This window comes from Hydrogenophaga sp. GW456-12-10-14-TSB4 (assembly GCF_059424305.1).
Genome location: NZ_JBWKZH010000007.1, coordinates 13,028 through 29,768, shown reverse-complemented (window position 1 = coordinate 29,768; position 16,741 = coordinate 13,028). Strand labels below are relative to the sequence as shown.

General features: G+C 69.8%; 16 protein-coding genes. 14 read left to right on the top strand and 2 right to left on the bottom strand.

What is annotated here, in order from left to right:
- The first annotated feature begins 42 nt into the window (after nt 1–42).
- Nucleotides 43–771: an alpha/beta hydrolase gene (locus tag AC07ZS_RS05645; protein WP_494797600.1), complete on the top strand. Its 729-nt coding sequence runs from the start codon at nt 43–45 to the stop codon at nt 769–771.
- Here the strand turns inward: AC07ZS_RS05645 and AC07ZS_RS05640 are convergent.
- The gene (locus AC07ZS_RS05640; protein WP_494797599.1) at nt 749–1,678 is read right to left on the bottom strand and encodes a LysR family transcriptional regulator; all 930 of its coding nucleotides are present in this window, start codon (nt 1,676–1,678) and stop codon (nt 749–751) included. The genes AC07ZS_RS05645 and AC07ZS_RS05640 overlap by 23 nt on opposite strands.
- A 154-nt stretch (nt 1,679–1,832) precedes the next feature.
- On the opposite strand from AC07ZS_RS05640, the gene AC07ZS_RS05635 reads away from it, so the two are divergent.
- Genes AC07ZS_RS05635 through AC07ZS_RS05595 form a run of 9 tightly spaced genes read left to right on the top strand, consistent with a single transcriptional unit; the run spans nt 1,833 to nt 12,281 of the window.
- The gene (locus tag AC07ZS_RS05635; RefSeq protein WP_494797598.1) at nt 1,833–2,390 is read left to right on the top strand and encodes a cupin domain-containing protein; all 558 of its coding nucleotides are present in this window, start codon (nt 1,833–1,835) and stop codon (nt 2,388–2,390) included.
- A 41-nt stretch (nt 2,391–2,431) separates the two neighbouring features.
- The gene (locus AC07ZS_RS05630; RefSeq protein ID WP_494797597.1) at nt 2,432–3,397 is read left to right on the top strand and encodes a Bug family tripartite tricarboxylate transporter substrate binding protein; all 966 of its coding nucleotides are present in this window, start codon (nt 2,432–2,434) and stop codon (nt 3,395–3,397) included.
- An 18-nt stretch (nt 3,398–3,415) separates the two neighbouring features.
- Nucleotides 3,416–4,846, top strand: coding sequence for an FAD-binding oxidoreductase (locus AC07ZS_RS05625; protein WP_494797596.1), 1,431 nt, complete (start codon nt 3,416–3,418; stop codon nt 4,844–4,846).
- Between the two features lie 10 nt (nt 4,847–4,856).
- Nucleotides 4,857–6,116, top strand: a complete 1,260-nt coding sequence (locus AC07ZS_RS05620) for an alpha-hydroxy acid oxidase (RefSeq protein ID WP_494797595.1) — start codon at nt 4,857–4,859, stop codon at nt 6,114–6,116.
- On the top strand, nt 6,097–6,831 hold the full coding sequence (locus tag AC07ZS_RS05615; protein WP_494797594.1) for an alpha/beta fold hydrolase: 735 nt from the start codon (nt 6,097–6,099) through the stop codon (nt 6,829–6,831). The genes AC07ZS_RS05620 and AC07ZS_RS05615 overlap by 20 nt, the downstream gene beginning before the upstream one ends.
- Nucleotides 6,832–6,882: 51 nt before the next feature.
- Nucleotides 6,883–7,674, top strand: a complete 792-nt coding sequence (locus AC07ZS_RS05610) for an enoyl-CoA hydratase/isomerase family protein (protein ID WP_494797593.1) — start codon at nt 6,883–6,885, stop codon at nt 7,672–7,674.
- A 31-nt stretch (nt 7,675–7,705) separates the two neighbouring features.
- The gene (locus AC07ZS_RS05605) at nt 7,706–8,914 is read left to right on the top strand and encodes an acetyl-CoA C-acetyltransferase (protein WP_494797592.1); all 1,209 of its coding nucleotides are present in this window, start codon (nt 7,706–7,708) and stop codon (nt 8,912–8,914) included.
- Nucleotides 8,915–8,946: 32 nt separating this feature from the next.
- On the top strand, nt 8,947–11,073 hold the full coding sequence (locus AC07ZS_RS05600; RefSeq protein WP_494797591.1) for a 3-hydroxyacyl-CoA dehydrogenase NAD-binding domain-containing protein: 2,127 nt from the start codon (nt 8,947–8,949) through the stop codon (nt 11,071–11,073).
- A 32-nt stretch (nt 11,074–11,105) separates the two neighbouring features.
- Nucleotides 11,106–12,281, top strand: coding sequence for an ABC transporter substrate-binding protein (locus AC07ZS_RS05595; protein ID WP_494797590.1), 1,176 nt, complete (start codon nt 11,106–11,108; stop codon nt 12,279–12,281).
- 9 nt (nt 12,282–12,290) lie between these two features.
- On the opposite strand, the gene AC07ZS_RS05590 is transcribed toward AC07ZS_RS05595, so the two are convergent.
- The gene (locus AC07ZS_RS05590) at nt 12,291–12,881 is read right to left on the bottom strand and encodes a TetR/AcrR family transcriptional regulator (protein ID WP_494797589.1); all 591 of its coding nucleotides are present in this window, start codon (nt 12,879–12,881) and stop codon (nt 12,291–12,293) included.
- 127 nt (nt 12,882–13,008) lie between these two features.
- On the opposite strand from AC07ZS_RS05590, the gene AC07ZS_RS05585 reads away from it, so the two are divergent.
- The 4 genes from AC07ZS_RS05585 to AC07ZS_RS05570 are packed head-to-tail and all read left to right on the top strand — an operon-like array spanning nt 13,009 to nt 16,728.
- Nucleotides 13,009–14,169 (top strand): acyl-CoA dehydrogenase family protein, encoded by a 1,161-nt coding sequence (locus tag AC07ZS_RS05585; RefSeq protein WP_494797588.1) that lies wholly within the window; start codon nt 13,009–13,011, stop codon nt 14,167–14,169.
- Nucleotides 14,170–14,181: 12 nt separating this feature from the next.
- Nucleotides 14,182–15,348 carry a CaiB/BaiF CoA transferase family protein gene (locus AC07ZS_RS05580; RefSeq protein WP_494797587.1) on the top strand — a complete coding sequence of 389 codons (1,167 nt, stop codon included), beginning with the start codon at nt 14,182–14,184 and terminating at the stop codon, nt 15,346–15,348.
- 1 nt (nt 15,349) lies between these two features.
- Complete coding sequence (locus AC07ZS_RS05575; protein ID WP_494797586.1) at nt 15,350–15,919, top strand: DUF2889 domain-containing protein; 570 nt, start codon at nt 15,350–15,352, stop codon at nt 15,917–15,919.
- Nucleotides 15,916–16,728 (top strand): enoyl-CoA hydratase-related protein, encoded by an 813-nt coding sequence (locus AC07ZS_RS05570; protein WP_494797585.1) that lies wholly within the window; start codon nt 15,916–15,918, stop codon nt 16,726–16,728. Before AC07ZS_RS05575 ends, AC07ZS_RS05570 begins: the two co-directional genes overlap by 4 nt.
- Nucleotides 16,729–16,741 lie beyond the last annotated feature (13 nt).

The following is a 16,741-nucleotide window of genomic DNA, read 5'->3' as shown; positions in this document are numbered from 1 at the left end:
GGCGCGGCCTACAGTTCGCTCCACTTTCAACAGGAGACCCTCATGTCCGACACCTACGTCCTTGTCCACGGCGCCTGGCACACCGGCGCTGAAATCGAAGCCACCGCCGAGCACCTGCGCGCCGCCGGCCACACCGTGCACTGCCCGACCCTGGCCGGCAACCGGTCCGGCGACGACCGCGCCAGCGTGGGCCTGGCCGATGCGGTGGCCTCGCTGGTGCACGAGGTGGAAAGCCGCGACCTCAAGGCGGTGCGCCTGGTCGGCCACAGCTACGGCGGCATGGTCATCTCGGGCGCGGCCGAGCGGCTGCTGCCGCGCCTGGCGCGCCTGGTGTATGTGAACGCTTTCGTGCCGCAGCCGGGCGAGTGCCTGAACGACATGGTGCCGCCGCACTACAAGGCGCTGTTCGACCACATTGCCGGCGCGAACGGGCAGGCGGTGATGCTGCCGTTCGAGATCTGGCGCGAGGCCTTCATCAACGATGCCGACCTCGCCCTGGCCAAGGCCGCGTATGCCAGGCTCAACCCCCATCCTTATCGCACCTTCACCGAGCCCTCGGCCATCACCCAGCCCCTGGCCGCGCTGGCGGTCGGCAAGTCGTATGTGAACTGCGTGCTGGACGTGGCGCTGCCCGGCAGCCTGCCCTGGCACCCCCGGCTGTCGGAACGGCTGGGCCTGTTCCGCTATGTCGAGGCGCCCGGCAGCCACGAGGCCTGGTTCACGCGCCCGGCCGAACTGGCGCAGGCGATCATCGCGGCCGGGCGCGACTAGGATCTGTAGGGCCGGGCGGGATCTGGCGGATGAGGTCCCGCAGCCACACGAACAGGGGCAGGCGGTGGGTGCGCTCGTGCCAGACCATCACGGTCTCGATGTCGGCCAGGGGAAAGGGCACGGGCCAGATGTCCAGCGGCAGGTGCGCCGCGAACTGCTCGCAGATCCAGGTCGGCAAGGTGGCGACGTGGTTGGAGCCGGCGACGATGTGGGGAATCAGCAGGACGGAGGGCACGCGCACGGACCGCACGCGCTCGTGGCCGACGGCCTTGAGCGCATGGCTCAGGGTGTGCTCCAGCGTCGAGCGGGGTGAAAAGGGCGAGCCCAGCACCACGTGGGGGCGGTCGAGGTAGGTGTCCAGCGACATGGCCGGGCAGCTGCCGCGCGCGGTGATGCAGGACATCGGCTGGGAGTACAGCGGGAGGCGGCGCAGGTCGGGATGGACCTCGGGGAAGTAGCCGATCGCGATGTCGCATTCGCCCTCGCTGAGCCATTCCTTCACATGGTCGGGGTCGGGCGCGCGCACGTTCAGCACCAGGCCGGGCGCCTGGTCGGCGATCAGGCGCGAGAGCGTCGGCAGGTAATTGAGGCCCAGGTTGTCGGCGGCCGCCAGCGTGACGGTGGCCTGGGTCTGCGCCAGGTCCAGCGAGCCCTCGTTGGCGAAGATCTCTTCCATGAGCTCGATGCCGTTGCGCACCTTCTGCGCAATGGTCTGGGCGCGTTCCGTGAGGTTGAACTCGTTGCCGGAGCGCACCAGCAGCGGGTCGCCGATGAGCTCGCGCAGGCGGGACAGGGCGTTGCTCATGCCGGACTGGCTCATCTCCAGCCGCTCCGCCGCCCGGGTGACGGAACGGGTGGTCAACAAGGCGTCCAGACACACCAGCAGGTTGATGTTGCTGCGTTTCACAAAGGGCCTGTCAACACGGTTTTCTGAAGTGGAAGGTGGTCACCTAGGGTTTGTTCCTATCCACGCGGGGCAATGACCACATTGCATCGCCTTGATTGTTCGGGGTGGTCGATCTTGATTGAATCGGAAGTCTAACGAACTTACCGAGGCCCCCATGACCATTCCCGCCGTCAAACCCACCCGAGAAGCCATGCTCGCCTGCGTGGCCCGTTTCCAGGATCTGCAGCGCTGCGAGACCGGCCTGCCGGACATGCAGCTGCCCGAATGCAAGCGCGCGTTCTACAACGTGCTGGGCTTCGACCAGCCCAAGGGCGAGGGCAAGTTCTCGCCGTTCGGCGACCGCGCCAAGGCCCGCGTCTCTCACCTCACGGCCGGCTTCGGCGTGTCCTTCATCGCGGCCGAGCCCGGCAAGGGCGTGCTCATGCACACGCACGACACGGTGGAGACCTTCATGGTGATGAAGGGTGTCTGGAAGCTGGAGTGGGAAGGCGACCAGGGCGACGATCACGTGATCCTGCGGCCGCTGGACTTTGTCGCCTTCCCGCTGGGCGTGCAGCGGCGCTTCGAGTGCGTGGAAGCGCCGGCAGGCGAAACCGAAGGCCTGCTGCTGGGCATGATCGGCGGCAACGCGCCGGCGGCCGAGATTTCCACCGGCGGCATCGAGCGCCTGATCGAAGCGGGCATCTTCCAGCGCCAGACGGCGCCGGCCTGAGGCCCTGCATCCCCACGAACCCAATACAACAGGAGACAAACATGAGCAAGATCTTTCGCGCCGCCTTGGCGGCCTGCGCCGCGGCCCTGACGCTGGCCCCGGTGGCCGCACAGACGGCCTACCCGACCCGCACCGTGCGCATCATCGTGCCCGCGCCGGCCGGCACGGGCCCCGATGTGCTGGCGCGCCTCTACGCCCAGCACCTGGGCCAGGCGCTGGGCCAGCCCTTCGTGGTGGACAACCGCCCAGGCGCTTCCGGCAACCTCGGCGCGGAGGCGGTGGCGAAGGCGCCGGCGGACGGCTACACCCTGCTGTATGGGTACAACCAGATCTTCACGATGAACCCGCACCTGTTCACCAAGCTGGCGTACGACTCGGCGAAGGACCTGGCCCCGGTCACGCAGACCGTGGGCACGGCCTATGTGCTGGCGGGCAACAACAACCTGCCGGCCCAGGACCTCGCGGGCGTGATCGACTACGCGCGCAAGAACCCCGGCAAGCTGGCCTACGCGAGCTACGGCCCGGGCACGGCCTCGCACCTGATCATGGAGCTGATCCAGGACAGCGAGAAGATCCAGCTGCTGCACGTGCCCTACAAGCAGGGGCAGATGACCGATGTGATCAACGGCCAGGTGGCGATGGTGATCGAGCCCTTTCCTTCCGGCATTCCGATGGCGAAGTCCGGCCGGGTGAAGGCCCTGGCGGTGACGGGAGAGAAGCGGATCGCCGAGCTGCCCAATGTGCCGGCGATGAACGAGGCCGTGCGCGGGCTGAACCTGCTCGGCTGGCAGGGCATCTGGACCACGGCGGGCACGCCGCCCGAAGTCATCACGCGCCTCAACGCCGAGTTCGTGCGCATCACCAAGCTGCCGGACATGCAGAAGCGCATCCAGGATTTCGCGTCGGTCCCGATCGGCTCGTCGCCGCAGGAGATGGCCGCCGTGATCCAGCGCGAGTCCCGGCAATGGGGCGCGGTGATCCGCGACAAGCACATCGTGCTGGACTGAGCGAGCGCGCCGACCGACATGAACGCCCCTGAACAGATCCACGGCTGGCTGCCCGAGGTCCGGCCGCGCACCGTGCCGCCGGCCTTTCTCGACGCCTTGCGCGAGCGCTTCGGCGAGCGCTGCAGCATCGCGCTGGCGGTGCGCGAGCAACATGGGCGCGACGAGTCGGCCTATGTGAGCGTGCCGCCGCCCGAGGCGGTGGTGTTCGCCGAAAGCACGCAGGACGTGGCCGATGTGCTGCGCGGCGCCGACGCGCAGGGCGTGCCCGTCATTCCTTTCGGCGCGGGGTCCTCGCTGGAAGGCCACCTTCTCGCCGTGCAGGGCGGCATCAGCATCGACGTGTCGCCCATGAACCGGGTGCTGTCCATCGATGCCGACGACCTGACGGTGACGGTGCAGCCGGGCGTCACCCGCAAGCAGCTCAACGAGGCGCTGCGCAGCACAGGCCTGTTCTTCCCGATCGACCCGGGCGCCGACGCCACCCTCGGTGGCATGGCGGCCACCCGCGCCAGCGGCACGAACGCGGTGCGCTACGGCACCATGCGCGAGAACGTGCTCGCGCTGGAAGTCGTCACCGCCACGGGCGAGGTGATCCGCACCGGCACGCGGGCGCGCAAGTCCAGCGCGGGCTACGACCTGACGCGACTTTTCGTGGGCAGCGAGGGCACGCTGGGAGTCATGACCGAGATCACGCTGCGCGTCTTCCCCTTGCCCGAAGCGGTGTCGGCGGCGGTCTGCTCCTTCCCCAGCCTGGAGGCGGCCGTGCGCACCACCATCGAGACCATCCAGATGGGGGTGCCGATCGCGCGGGTGGAACTGATCGACGGGCCATCGGTGCGCATGGTCAACCAGCACGCGCGGCTCGGCCTGCGCGAGGAACCGATGCTGCTGATGGAGTTCCACGGCTCGCCGGCGGGGGTGCAGGAGCAGGCCCTGGTGGTGCAGGAGATCGCGGCCACGCACGGCGGTGCGGCGTTTGAATGGGCGACCACGCCGGAAGAGCGCACCCGCCTGTGGACCGCACGGCACAACTTCTACTTCGCGGCCCTGCAGAGCCGCCCGGGCTGCCGCGCGATCTCCACCGACACCTGCGTGCCGATCTCGCGCCTGGCCGACGCCATGCTGGCCTCGGTGGACGAAGCCCGGGCCAGCGGCATGCCCTACTTTCTCGTGGGCCACGTGGGCGACGGCAACTTCCACGTGGGCTACCTGATCGACCCGCACGACGAGGCCGAACGCGCGACGGCCGAGCGCCTGAACCACCAGCTCGTGATGCGCGCGCTGGCGCTGGGCGGCACCTGCACCGGCGAGCACGGCGTGGGCTTGCACAAGATGGACTTCCTGAGCGCCGAAACCGGCCAGGGTGCGGTGGCCATGATGCGCACCCTCAAGCGCGCGCTCGATCCGAAGAACATCCTGAACCCCGGCAAGATCGTGCGCGTGGACTGAGCGGCCGGCCATGCAGCGACAGTTTCCGCGTTGGCGCGAGCTCCGACCTCTGTTGTCCTTCCAGCGCTTCGAGTGGAACGGCACGGCCCGGCGCCTCGCGAAGGCACACACCATCGACGACCTGCGCGCGATCGCCCGGCGGCGCACACCGGCGGGGCCGTTCCATTACGTGGACGGCGCCGCCGACGAGGAGATCACCCTCGGGCGGGTGCGGCAGTACTACCGCGACCTGGAGTTCCAGCCGGGCGTGCTGCGCGACGTGTCGGTGACCGACCCGGGCACCGAGCTGTTCGGCCGGGCGCTGCGGCTGCCCTTCGGTTTCGCCCCGACCGGCTTCACGCGCCTGCTGCATGCCGAGGGCGAGCGCGCCGTGGTGCGCGCGGCGCAGGCCAAGGGGATTCCCTATGCGCTGTCCACCATGGGCACGACCGGCATCACCGAGCTCGCGCAGGCGGCGCCACACGCGCGCCGCTGGTTCCAGCTCTACCTCTGGAAGGACCGCGAGCGCTCGCTGCGCTTCATCGAGCAGGCCCGGGCGGCGGGCTACGACGCCCTGGTGGTCACCGTCGACGTGCCCACGGCGGGGAACCGGCTGCGGGACCTGCGCCACGGCATGACCATGCCGCCGCGCCTGTCCCTGAAGACCTTGCTCGACGCCTCGCACCGCCCGAACTGGTGGTTCGACTTCCTCACCACGCCGCCGCCGCGTTTCGCGTTTGCGTCCGCCGGCGAGCACGAGGGCGCGGCGGAACTGGTGGCCAAGCTCTACGACACCAGCGCCACGGTCGAGGACCTGCGGTGGATGCGCGAGGCCTGGAACGGGCCGCTGGTGGTCAAGGGCATCCAGACCCTGGAGGACGCCCGGCGCGTGGCGGATTTCGGCGCCGACGGCATCGTGCTCTCCAACCATGGCGGGCGCCAGCTGGACCGCGCGCCCATCCCCTTGCGGCTGCTGCCCGAGGTGGTCGATGCGGTGGGCCGGCAGACGGCGGTGATGATCGACTCCGGCATCCAGCACGGCGCCGACATCGTCGCGGCCCTGGCCCTGGGGGCCCGGTTCGCCTGGGTCGGTCGCGCCTACCTCTACGGCCTGATGGCCGGGGGCGAGGCCGGTGTGCTTCGCGCCGCCGACATCCTCGAATCGCAGATCGTCCGGACCCTGAAGCTGCTGGGCGTGCAGCGCATCGACCAGCTCCACCGCGACCACGTCCGCCTGCTGGAAGCGCAGGCATTCACCACAAGGAGAACACATGTTGAAGTGGCAAGGTGAGGCCGAGGTGGTCGGGCAGGTCCGCTGCCGGCGTTTTGTGCCCCGGTCCCAGGCCGATGGCGCGGCGACGGGGGCGGTGTACGAACCCGTGGGCGATGCGCGGCCAGCGCGTCTGGCGCTCATCCAGCACGGCGGCAGCTCGCACAAGGCAGGTGCCGACGTGTGGGACGTGGCGCACGCGCTCACCGGCCGGGAGGGCGTGCGGCTGGTCGCGCTGGACGGGCCGGTGCACGGCGCGCGCCTGGGCCGCGACGAGGTGCTCGAACCCCTGGCGGTGCGCGCGCGTTTCTTCGAGAAGTGGGCGCACGAGCCGGCCCACGTCGGGCAACACGTCGAAGCCTGGCGGCGCCTGATCGACGAGCTGGTCGGCGCCTGGCGGCCCGAACACCTGGCCTGGGTCGGCGTGTCCATGGGGACCGCCTACGGCCTGCCGCTGCTGGCGCAGGAGGACCGCATCCATGCCGCGGTGATCGGCATGTGGGGCACGAGCTTCGTCAACTCCGCCCGCCTGCGGGCCGATGCGATGGCGGTGCGCGCGCGGGTCCTGTTCCAGCAGAAATGGCACGACGAGCTGTTCAGCCGGGACGGGCAGCTGGAACTGTTCGACGCGCTGGGCACCGATGACCGGCGCCTGCACGTCTACCCCGGCGGCCACACCCGCCTGGGCGAGGAGCAGATGGCGGACCTGGTGCGCTTCGTCGTGAATGGGCCCTAATCGTCCAAGGCGACGATATTCCGGAGCACCCCCGCTGGCAGAGTGGCGGGCATGTCAACTGCCACCGCCACCCGGCCCGCCGCCGGCATCACCCTGCGCACCGAAGGCGCCGTCGCCACCCTGGTGCTGGACCTCGCGCAACCCAAGAACACCTTCCGCACCGCCGACGTGCAACGCCTGGGCGCGCTGCTGGACGAGGCGCTCGCCGGCGGCGCGCGCTGCCTGGTGATCCAGGGCGCCGGCGCGGTGTTTTCCGCCGGCTGGGACATCGGCTCCATCGACCCGGCGGCCGACGACCCCATGGCCCTGATCGCGAACGTGGTCGGCCCGTTCTGCCGCCGACTGCGCGAGCTGCCCATCCCCACGGTGTCCGCCGTGACCGGCCCGGCCCTGGGCTTCGGTTTCGGCCTGGCGCTGTGCTGCGACCTCTGCTTTGCCGAGGACGGGGCGCTGTTCGGCAGCCCGTTCCGCCACATCGGCATGGTGCCCGACAGCGGCACCCACCACTTCCTGCTCGACCGCCTGGGCCATGCGCTGGCGGCCGAGCTGATCTACACCGGGCGCCTGCTGAGCGGCGCCGAGGCCGCGCGCCTGGGCCTGATCAACCGCGCGCTGCCGCGCGACCAGCTCGCCGACGAGGTGGCGAAGACGGCGCAGGCCATCGCCGCCGGGCCGACGCAGGCGCTGCGCCTGTCGAAAGAGATCCTGCTGCAGGGCGGTGACTTCGACGCCATGTTCGCCCACGAGGGCCGCCAACTGGCCCAGGTGTTCGCCACCGCCGACCTGAAGGAGGGCATCGCCGCCTTCCAGCAGCGGCGCCCGGCCGTGTTCCAGGGGCGCTGAAGCGCGCCATTCCCCAACCATTCCTTGCAATATGACGGAAGCCTACATTCTTGACGCCGTGCGCACCCCGCGCGGCCGGGGCCGCGCCAGCGGCGGTCTGCACGAGGTGCCTTCGGCGCGCCTGGCCGGGGGGCTGCTCGCCGCGCTGCGCGACCGGCACGGCCTGGACACCTCGCAGTTGAACGACGTGATCCTGGGCTGTGTCGAGCCGGTGCAGGAGCAGGCGGCCGACATCGCCAAGAGCGCGGTGTTCGCCGCCGGCTACGACCAGGCGGTGCCCGGCATCCAGATCAACCGCTTCTGCGGCTCGGGCCTGGAGGCCTGCAACTTCGCGTCCGCGCTGGTGAAGTCCGGGCAGGCCGAGCTGGTCATTGGCGGCGGCGTGGAGAGCATGTCGCGCGTGCCCATGTTCACCTCGGGCGGCCCGTGGATCACCGACCCGCAGCTCACCATCCCCAACCGCATCGTGCCCCAGGGCATTTCGGCCGACCTGATCTCCACGCTCTACGGCTACAGCCGCCAGGACGCGGACGCCTACGCGGTCGAGAGCCAGCGCCGCGCGGCCCAGGCCTGGCGCGAGGGTTACTTCGACAAGTCGGTGGTGCCGGTGCGCGACCTCAACGGCCTGGTGATCCTGGCGCGCGACGAGCATGTGCGCGGCGACACCACGATGGAGACGCTGGCCAAGCTCGATCCTTCGTTCACCGCGCAGGGCGAGAAGATGGGCTTCGACGCGCTGGCGCTGCACCGCTACCCGCAGCTTGGCGGCATCGAGCACATCCACCACGCCGGCAACTCCTCGGGCATCGTGGACGGCGCCTCGGCCGTGCTCATCGGCACGAAGGAAGCGGCGGCCGCGCAGGGCCTGAAACCGCGCGCCCGCGTGCGCGCCTTCGGCACCGTGTCCACCGAGCCCACCATCATGCTCACCGGCCCGGCGCCGGCCGCGCAGGCCGCGCTCAAGCGCGCCGGCATGAACGCGCGCGACGTGGACCTGTTCGAGTGCAACGAGGCCTTCGCCTCCGTGGTGCTGCGCTTCATGGAGGTGCTCGACGTGCCGCACGACCGCGTGAACGTCAATGGCGGCGCGATCGCCATGGGCCACCCGCTGGGCGCCACCGGCGGCATGCTGCTCGGCACGCTGCTCGACGAGCTGGAGCGGCGCAACCTGAGCACCGGCGTGGTCACCATGTGCGTGGGCGGCGGCATGGGTTCCGTCATGGTCATCGAGCGCGTCTGAGCGCCACAACAACAAGCAACTGGAGCGAAACAATGGTGGATTACACGGTGGACGCGGACGGCATCGCGACCCTGACGTGGAACGTGGCCGACCGGCCGATGAACGTGCTGAACACGGACTCGATCGCGGCCTTCGGCGCGGCGGTGAGCCGCGCGGCGGCAGACGCGGCGGTGCGCGGCGTGATCGTGACCTCGGCGCGGCCCGAGTTCCTGGCCGGCGGTGACCTCGAATTCATCCGCACCATCTCGAGCGCGCAGCAGTCGATGGACATCACCGCGCCGCTGAGCGCCACGCTGCGCCGCATCGAGACCTCGGGCAAGCCCTTCGTGGCCGCCATCAACGGCACCGCACTGGGCGGCGGCCTGGAGGTTTGCCTGGCCTGCCACCGCCGCATCGCGGTGGACGACGCCCGGCTGCAGCTCGGTGTGCCCGAGGTGACGCTGGGCCTGCTGCCCGCCGCCGGCGGCACGCAGCGCCTGCCGCGCATGATCGGCATCAAGGCCGCCTTGCCCTACCTGCTGGAGGGCCGCAAGGTCGGTCCGCAGAAAGCGCTGGAAGCGGGCATCGTGGACGAGGTGGTGCCGGCGGCCGAGCTGCTGGCGCGCGCGAAACAATGGCTGCTCACGGACGGCCCGCAGGCCACCGTCAAACCCTGGGACGCCAAGGGCTACAAATTCCCCGGCGGCACGCCGCAGTCGCCCGGGCCCACGCAGGTGTTCTTCGGCGTGTCCGGCCACCTGCTGGGCAAGACGCAGGCGCTGTACCCGGCGCCCGAGGCCATTCTGGCCAGCGTGTACGACGGCTGCCAGGTGGACATCGACACCGGCCTGCGCATCGAGCAGCGCCAGTTCGCGCGCCTGGCGACCTCGCCCGAAACCAAGAACATGATCCGCACGCTGTTCTACGCCATGGGCGACGCGAACCGGCTCGCGGGCCGGCCCCAGGGCGTGCCGCCGCGCAAGTTCGGCAAGGTGGCGGTGCTGGGCGCCGGCATGATGGGCGCGGGCCTGGCCCATGTGTGCTCGGTGGCGGGGCTGGAGACGGTGCTGCTGGACGTGAGCCTGGCCGCCGCCGAGAAGGGCAAGGCCTACGGCGCGAAGATCCTCGACGGCCAGGTGGCCAAGGGCCGCCTGGACGCGGCCCAGCGCGACCAGACCCTGGCGCGCGTGAAGACCACCACCGACATGGCCGAGCTCGCGGGCTGCGGCATCGTGATCGAGGCGGTGTTCGAGGACCGTGCGGTCAAGGCCGACGTGACGCGCCGCGCCGAGGCCGCGATGGACGCCGACGCCATCTTCGCCACCAACACCTCCACGCTGCCCATCACCGGCCTGGCCGAGGTGTCCTCGCGCCCCGCCTCGTTCGTGGGCCTGCACTTCTTCTCGCCGGTGGAGAAGATGCCGCTGGTCGAGGTGATCCGAGGCGAGAAGACCGGCGAGGCCGCCGTGGCGCACGCGATGGACTTCGTCAAGCGCATCCGCAAGACGCCCATCGTGGTCAACGACTGCCCGGCCTTCTACGCCAACCGCGCCTTCGGCATGTACCCCTTCGAGGCCATGACCATGCTGGCCGAGGGCGTGAACCCGAACCTGATCGAGAACGCCGGGCGCCTGGCCGGCATGCCCATGCCGCCGCTGGCGCTGATCGACGAGTTCTCGGTCGAGTTGCTGCACAAGGCCATGAAGCAGGGCCGCCTCGATCAGGGCGCGGCCTACCGCGAACAGCCGCAGGACGAGGTGCTCGTCGCCATGGTGGACGAGCTGGGCCGCCCGGGCCGCAAAGCCGGCAAGGGCTTCTACGACCACCCCGCCGAGGGCGGCAAGAAGCTCTGGCCGGGCCTGGCGCAGCGCTTCCCGCTGGCGGAGGAACAGCCCAGCCTGGACGACGTGCGCAAGCGCCTCATGTACTCGCAGTCGCTGGAGGCCGCGCGCTGCGTGGCCGAGGGCATCGTGAGCACGCGCGACGCCGACGTGGGCTCCCTGCTGGGCTGGGGCTTCCCGGCCGTGCTGGGCGGCGCCATCAGCCACATCGACATGGTGGGCGCGGCCCGCTTCGTGGACGAATGCGACCGCCTGGCCAAACGCCACGGCCCGCGCTTCGAGGCGCCGCAGGCGCTGCGCGACATGGCCGCAGCGAACGGCCGCTACCACGCGATCTGATTCACTTTCACCACCACTGCAGGAGACAAGAGATGAAGCACCGCCACCTGATCCCATTGGCCGCCGTGTCCCTGGCGGCGCTGGCCTGGCCCGCCCTGGCCCAGCAGCAGGGCGTGAGCAAGGACCAGTTGCTCATTGGCTCCATCCTCGACCTCTCCGGCCCGCTCGCGGGCTACGGCAAGGACCTGCGCAACGGCATGAACCTGCGCATCGCCGAGGTGAACGAGCAGGGCGGGGTGCACGGCCGCAAGCTCGCGCTGCGGGTGGAAGACAACGGCTACGACCCCAAGCGCGCCGTGCTCGCCGCGCAGAAGCTGGTGAACCAGGACAAGGTCTTCGTGATGGTCGGCATGCTGGGCGCGGCCAGCGCCAATGCGGCCATGCCCACGCTGGCGCAGAAGAACGTGATGAACTTCTTCCCCATGGCGCTGGCCAAGGACATGTACGAACCGGTGGACAAGCTCAAGTTCGCTTTCGTCTCGTCCTACATCGAGCAGATGACGCGCGCCACGCCTCGCCTGTACAAGGAAAAGAACGCCACCAAGGCCTGCACCCTGTACCAGGACGACGACTACGGCCAGGAGGTGATGAAGGGCGCGGAGATCGGCCTCAAGAGCATCAACGTGGAGTTCGCCGAGCGGACCACCTACAAGCGCGGCGCGACCGACTTCTCTTCCCAGGTGGCGCGCCTGCGCGCGGCCAACTGCGACTTCGTGGTGCTGGGCACGGTGATCCGCGAGACCGTGGGCGCCATCGCCGAGTCGCGCAAGCTGGGCTACAACCCGACCTTCCTGACCTCGGTGGGCGCCTACACCGACCTGATCCCGCGCCTGGGCGGCAAGGGCATGGACGGCCTGTACTCGACCATGATGGCGCAGGTGCCCTACGAGGACGACGCCTCGCAGCCGCTGCGCTTCTGGGCCAACAAGTACAAGACCGCCTACAACGAGAACCCCACCGTGTTCTCGACCTATGGCTACGTGATCATCGACCGGCTGGCGACCGCGCTGCAGAAGAACGGCCCGGCGGTGAGCACCGATTCGCTGGCCAGGACGCTGGAGTCGCTCAAGGTGCCGAGCGACATGTTCGGCATGCCGGCAATGAGCTGGTCGCCCACCAGCCACCTGGCCACCAGCGAGGCGCGGCTCTCGCAGATCCAGAACGGCCGCTGGAAGGTCGTGCTCGACTACGACCAGATGAAGAAGTGAACCGCGCGCCTACTTCTCGGCCATGAAGCCGAGCAGGAACAGGCGCGTGATGCGCTCGCACAGCTCGTCGGACTTCATCGGGCCGCCGGGCCGGTACCAGTAGTCGGTCCAGTTCAGCATGCCCAGCAGCATCATCGCGTAGGGCTTGTAGACGCCGTCTTCCAGACCGGGATTGACCTCGCGCAGCAGGTCGGCCACCTGGTCGGTGACCTTCTTCTCCAGCTGGCGCAGCGGCGTCTGCATGGCCTTGGGCAGGAACTTCACGTCGTTCATGGCGATGACGTGGCGCCGCCGCGACTGGGCCGACTTCTGCGCGTAGGTCTGCACGAAAGCGGCGAAGCGTTCCTTCGCCGGCCGGCTGCCGGCCACCGCCTCGTCCACGCTGGCAATCACCCGTTCCAGGTGCTCGGTCAGCATCGCGCTGAGCAGGTCGTCCTTGGTCGGGAAGTAGTGGTACAGCATGGACTTGGTCGCGCCGCAGGCCTGCGCGATGTCCTGCATCTTCGCGTTGGGGTAGCCCACCTTCGCAAAAAGCGCGGCAGCGCTGTCCATGATGGATTGGCTCTTGGCGTCGTAGTCGTCGGATCGCACGCGTGGCATGTCTGTTCCCTCTCAGAGGCCTGTGAGTGTACCTGCTGATTTTCGTCTGCCCGCCTCGCGTCGGGCTCTTTAAATAACCCGACGTGTCGGACTATAATAGTGGCAAGAACCACCCGGAGACCCTCCCATGACCCTGCCTTACTTCAGCGAACCCGACATCGTCGACGAGGACCTGCGCATGGTGCGCGAACAGCTGCGCCGCTATGTGGACGAGGTGATCGTCCCCAACGGCGACGCCTGGGAGGCCAGCGGCGAGATTCCGCGCCATGTCTTCACCGACCTGGGCGCGATGGGGTTCCTGGGCATGCGCCACCCGGTCGAGTACGGCGGCGGCGGCCTGGGGGCCCTGTCCTCGCTGGTGCTGGGCGAGGAACTCTCGCGCTCGACCTACGGCGGCGTGGCCTCCGCGCTCACGGTGCACAGCGACATGTCGCTCTCGCACATCGCGCACCGCGGCACGCACGAGCAGAAGGAGCGCTACCTGCCGGCGGCCTGCGCGGGCGAGAAGGTGGGCGTGATCTGCGTGACCGAAGCGCACGCCGGCTCCGACGTGGCCGGCCTGAAGACGCGCGCCGAACGCACCGACAGCGGCTGGGTGATCAACGGCTCCAAGATGTTCATCACCAACGCGGTGTTCGGCGACATCTACATCGTGGCCGCGCGCACCGACCCGCACGCCAAGGGCAGCAAGGGCCTGTCGCTGTTCATCGTGGAGAAGGGCAACCCGGGCCTGAAGATCGCGCGCAAGCTGGACAAGCACGGCTGGCGTTCGTCCGACACGGCGGAGCTCTACCTGGAAGACCTGCACGTGCCGCACGACGCGCTGCTGGGCGAGGAGGGCAAGGGCTTCTACTACATCATGAGCACCTTCCAGAACGAGCGCCTGGTGATCGGCGCGCTGAGTTCGGGCACGGCCTCGCGCGCCATCGAGCTGACGGTGGAATACGTGAAGCAGCGCCAGGCCTTCGGCAAGTCGCTGTGGGACCAGCAGGTGGTGCGCAACAAGCTGGCCTGGATGGCGTCGAAGACGGCGGCCGTGCGCTCGCTCACCTACCAGTGCGCGCAGATGATCGATGAGGGCAAGGACATCGTGCGCGAGGTGTCCATGCTCAAGTGCTTCGCCGCCGAAACCCTGCAGGAGGTGGTGCACACCTGCCTGCAGCTGCACGGCGGCACGGGCTACATGATCGGCACGCCGGTCGAGCGGATGGCGCGCGACGCGCGCATCCTCACCATCGGCGGCGGTGCCACCGAGGTGATGCTCGAAGAAGTCGCCAAGCGCATGTGAGGTGAGGGCAGCATGAGCGGACCCCTGCAAGGCGTCACCGTCATCGAACTCGCGGGCATCGGCCCGGGCCCCTTCGCCGGCATGATGCTGGCCGACATGGGCGCCCAGGTGATCCGTGTGGACCGCATCCCCACACCCGGCGGCGGCAGCGCGCTCGAAGCGCTGATGCGCAACGACAGCGTGGTGGACCGCGGCCGCCATTCCATTGCGCTCAACATGAAGGACCCGCGCGCGGTGGAGACCGTGCTGCAGCTGGTGGAGCGGGCCGACATCCTGATCGAGGGCTTTCGCCCCGGCGTGACCGAGAAGCTCGGCGTCGGGCCGAAAGACTGCCTGGCGCGCAACCCGAAGCTGATCTACGGCCGCATGACCGGCTGGGGCCAGACCGGGCCGCTGGCGCAGGCCGCCGGCCACGACCTGAACTACATCGCGCTCTCGGGTGCGGTGCACGCCATGGGCCCGGCCGACCGGCCGCCGGCCGTGCCGCTCAACCTGGTCGGCGACTACGGCGGCGGCGGCATGCTGCTCGCGCTGGGCGTGGTCGCCGCACTGTATGAAGCGCAGCGGTCGGGCGCGGGCCAGGTGGTGGACGCGGCCATCGCCGACGGCGCGGCGGTGCTCATGGCCGCGCAGTACGGCCTGCAGGCCAAGGGCTTCTGGCACAACGAGCGCGAGAGCAACTTCCTGGATGGCTCGGCGCATTTCTATGGCAACTACCGGTGTGCCGATGGGCGCTACCTGTCCGTCGGCGCGATCGAACCGCAGTTCTACCGGCTGTTGCTGGAAAAGTGCGGCATCACGGACTCGCGCTTTGCGCAGCAATGGGAGCGTGCCGAATGGCCCGCGCTGCGCGAGAAGCTGGCGGCGCTGTTCCTGGGCAAGCCGCGCGACGAGTGGTGCGCGCTGCTCGAAGGCAGCGACGCCTGCGTGGCCCCCGTGCTGAGCATGGCCGAGGCGCCCGCGCACCCGCACAACCGGGCGCGCGGCATCTTCGTGGAGCAGGGCGGCGCCGTGCAGCCCGCGCCCGCGCCGCGCTTCGAGCGCACGCCCAGCGAGCTGCCGCCGGCCGCGCCCGCAATCGGCCGCGACAGCCTGGACATCCTGCGCCAGCTGGGCCGCAGCGACGGCGAGATCGACGCCCTGCTGGCCGCGGGCGTGGTGCACGGTGCGCCGGACTGAGATGGCCGGCACGCCACCGCCCCCGGTGACGCGCCGCCCGGTGCACCTGCGGCGCATCCGCTGCGAAGGCTTCGAGCGCAGTGACGGCCTGTACGACATCGTCGGCACACTGATCGACACCAAGCCGTTTCCGATCGAACTGGAAGAGAAGACGGTGGCGGGCGACGAGGCCATCCACCACATGACGCTGTGCCTCACCATCGACCGCGACCGCCTGATCCACGCTGTGGAAGCGCACACGCTGGAGGGCCCGCACGCGGTGTGCGGCGCCATCACCGACAGCTACGGCCGCCTCATCGGCCAGCGCATCCAGCCCGGCTTCATCCGGGTCGTCAAGCGCCTGTTCCGGGCCGAACTGGGCTGCACCCACCTGACCGAGTTGCTGCCGCCCATGGCCACCACCGCGTTCCAGATGCTGTGGAACAGCGCGGACGACGTGACCGACCCCGACCAGCCCGAGCACCGCAACTCGCCCCTGGGCGGTTGCCATGCCCTGAAGCGCGACGGCGAGTTCGTGCGCCTGCATTTCCCCCACCAGTACACCGGCAAGACCGGAGGAGACCTGACATGAGTAGCGCACCCGCCGTGCTGTTCGATGTGGCCGACGGCATCGCCACCCTGACCCTGAACGAGCCCGCTCAGATGAACCCGATCAGCGTGCCGATGCGCCAGGGCTGTCTGCAGGCCCTGGAGCGGGTGCGCGAAGACCGCTCGGTGCGCGCGCTGATCCTCACCGGCAGCGGCAAGGCGTTCTGCTCGGGCGCCAAGCTGTCCGATTTCGACCCCGATCGGCCGGCCCACGGCAGCAGCAGCGCGGGGCGCGCGATCGGCGACATGATGGCCGACGCGGGCAATCCGCTGGTGATGGGGCTGCGCACCTTGCCGGTGCCGGTGGTGTGCGCGGTGAACGGCGCGGCGGCCGGCGGCGGCGCGGGGCTGGCGCTGGCGGCGGACATCGTGATCGCGGCGCGCTCCGCCTTCTTCTACCTGCCCTTCGCCCCGGCACTGGGCATGGTGCCGGACATGGGTGCGAGCTGGGCCCTGCCGCGCGCGGTGGGCCGGGCCCGGGCGATGGGCCTAACCCTGCTGGGGAACCGGCTGAGCGCCGCCGAGGCAGCCGAGTGGGGACTGATCTGGGCCTGCGTGGACGATGCGGCCTTGACCGACGAGAGCCGGCAGATCGCCGCGCGCCTGGCCCAGCTGCCGGCGCATGCGATCCACGAAGTGCGCGAGCTGTACCGCGCGTCGGAAGGCAACACCTTGCCCGAGCAGCTGGCGCTGGAGCGGGAGCGCCAGACCGAGTTGGCCGACGGGCCGGCCTTCGCCGAAGGGGTGCGGGCCTTCCTGGGCAAGCGCAAGCCGCAGTTCGCGCCGCGCTGAGCGGCCGGCGGAG

Bases quoted from the DNA above. Each gene is read 5' to 3' on its own strand.
- AC07ZS_RS05610 (WP_494797593.1), top strand. From the start codon at position 6,883: ATGTCAACTGCCACCGCCACCCGGCCCGCCGCCGGCATCACCCTGCGC.
- AC07ZS_RS05645 (WP_494797600.1), top strand. From the start codon at position 43: ATGTCCGACACCTACGTCCTTGTCCACGGCGCCTGGCACACCGGCGCT.
- AC07ZS_RS05615 (WP_494797594.1), top strand. From the start codon at position 6,097: ATGTTGAAGTGGCAAGGTGAGGCCGAGGTGGTCGGGCAGGTCCGCTGC.
- AC07ZS_RS05630 (WP_494797597.1), top strand. From the start codon at position 2,432: ATGAGCAAGATCTTTCGCGCCGCCTTGGCGGCCTGCGCCGCGGCCCTG.
- AC07ZS_RS05590 (WP_494797589.1), bottom strand. From the start codon at position 12,881: ATGCCACGCGTGCGATCCGACGACTACGACGCCAAGAGCCAATCCATC.
- AC07ZS_RS05600 (WP_494797591.1), top strand. From the start codon at position 8,947: ATGGTGGATTACACGGTGGACGCGGACGGCATCGCGACCCTGACGTGG.
- AC07ZS_RS05570 (WP_494797585.1), top strand. From the start codon at position 15,916: ATGAGTAGCGCACCCGCCGTGCTGTTCGATGTGGCCGACGGCATCGCC.
- AC07ZS_RS05585 (WP_494797588.1), top strand. From the start codon at position 13,009: ATGACCCTGCCTTACTTCAGCGAACCCGACATCGTCGACGAGGACCTG.
- AC07ZS_RS05575 (WP_494797586.1), top strand. From the start codon at position 15,350: ATGGCCGGCACGCCACCGCCCCCGGTGACGCGCCGCCCGGTGCACCTG.
- AC07ZS_RS05580 (WP_494797587.1), top strand. From the start codon at position 14,182: ATGAGCGGACCCCTGCAAGGCGTCACCGTCATCGAACTCGCGGGCATC.
- AC07ZS_RS05620 (WP_494797595.1), top strand. From the start codon at position 4,857: ATGCAGCGACAGTTTCCGCGTTGGCGCGAGCTCCGACCTCTGTTGTCC.
- AC07ZS_RS05595 (WP_494797590.1), top strand. From the start codon at position 11,106: ATGAAGCACCGCCACCTGATCCCATTGGCCGCCGTGTCCCTGGCGGCG.
- AC07ZS_RS05625 (WP_494797596.1), top strand. From the start codon at position 3,416: ATGAACGCCCCTGAACAGATCCACGGCTGGCTGCCCGAGGTCCGGCCG.
- AC07ZS_RS05605 (WP_494797592.1), top strand. From the start codon at position 7,706: ATGACGGAAGCCTACATTCTTGACGCCGTGCGCACCCCGCGCGGCCGG.
- AC07ZS_RS05635 (WP_494797598.1), top strand. From the start codon at position 1,833: ATGACCATTCCCGCCGTCAAACCCACCCGAGAAGCCATGCTCGCCTGC.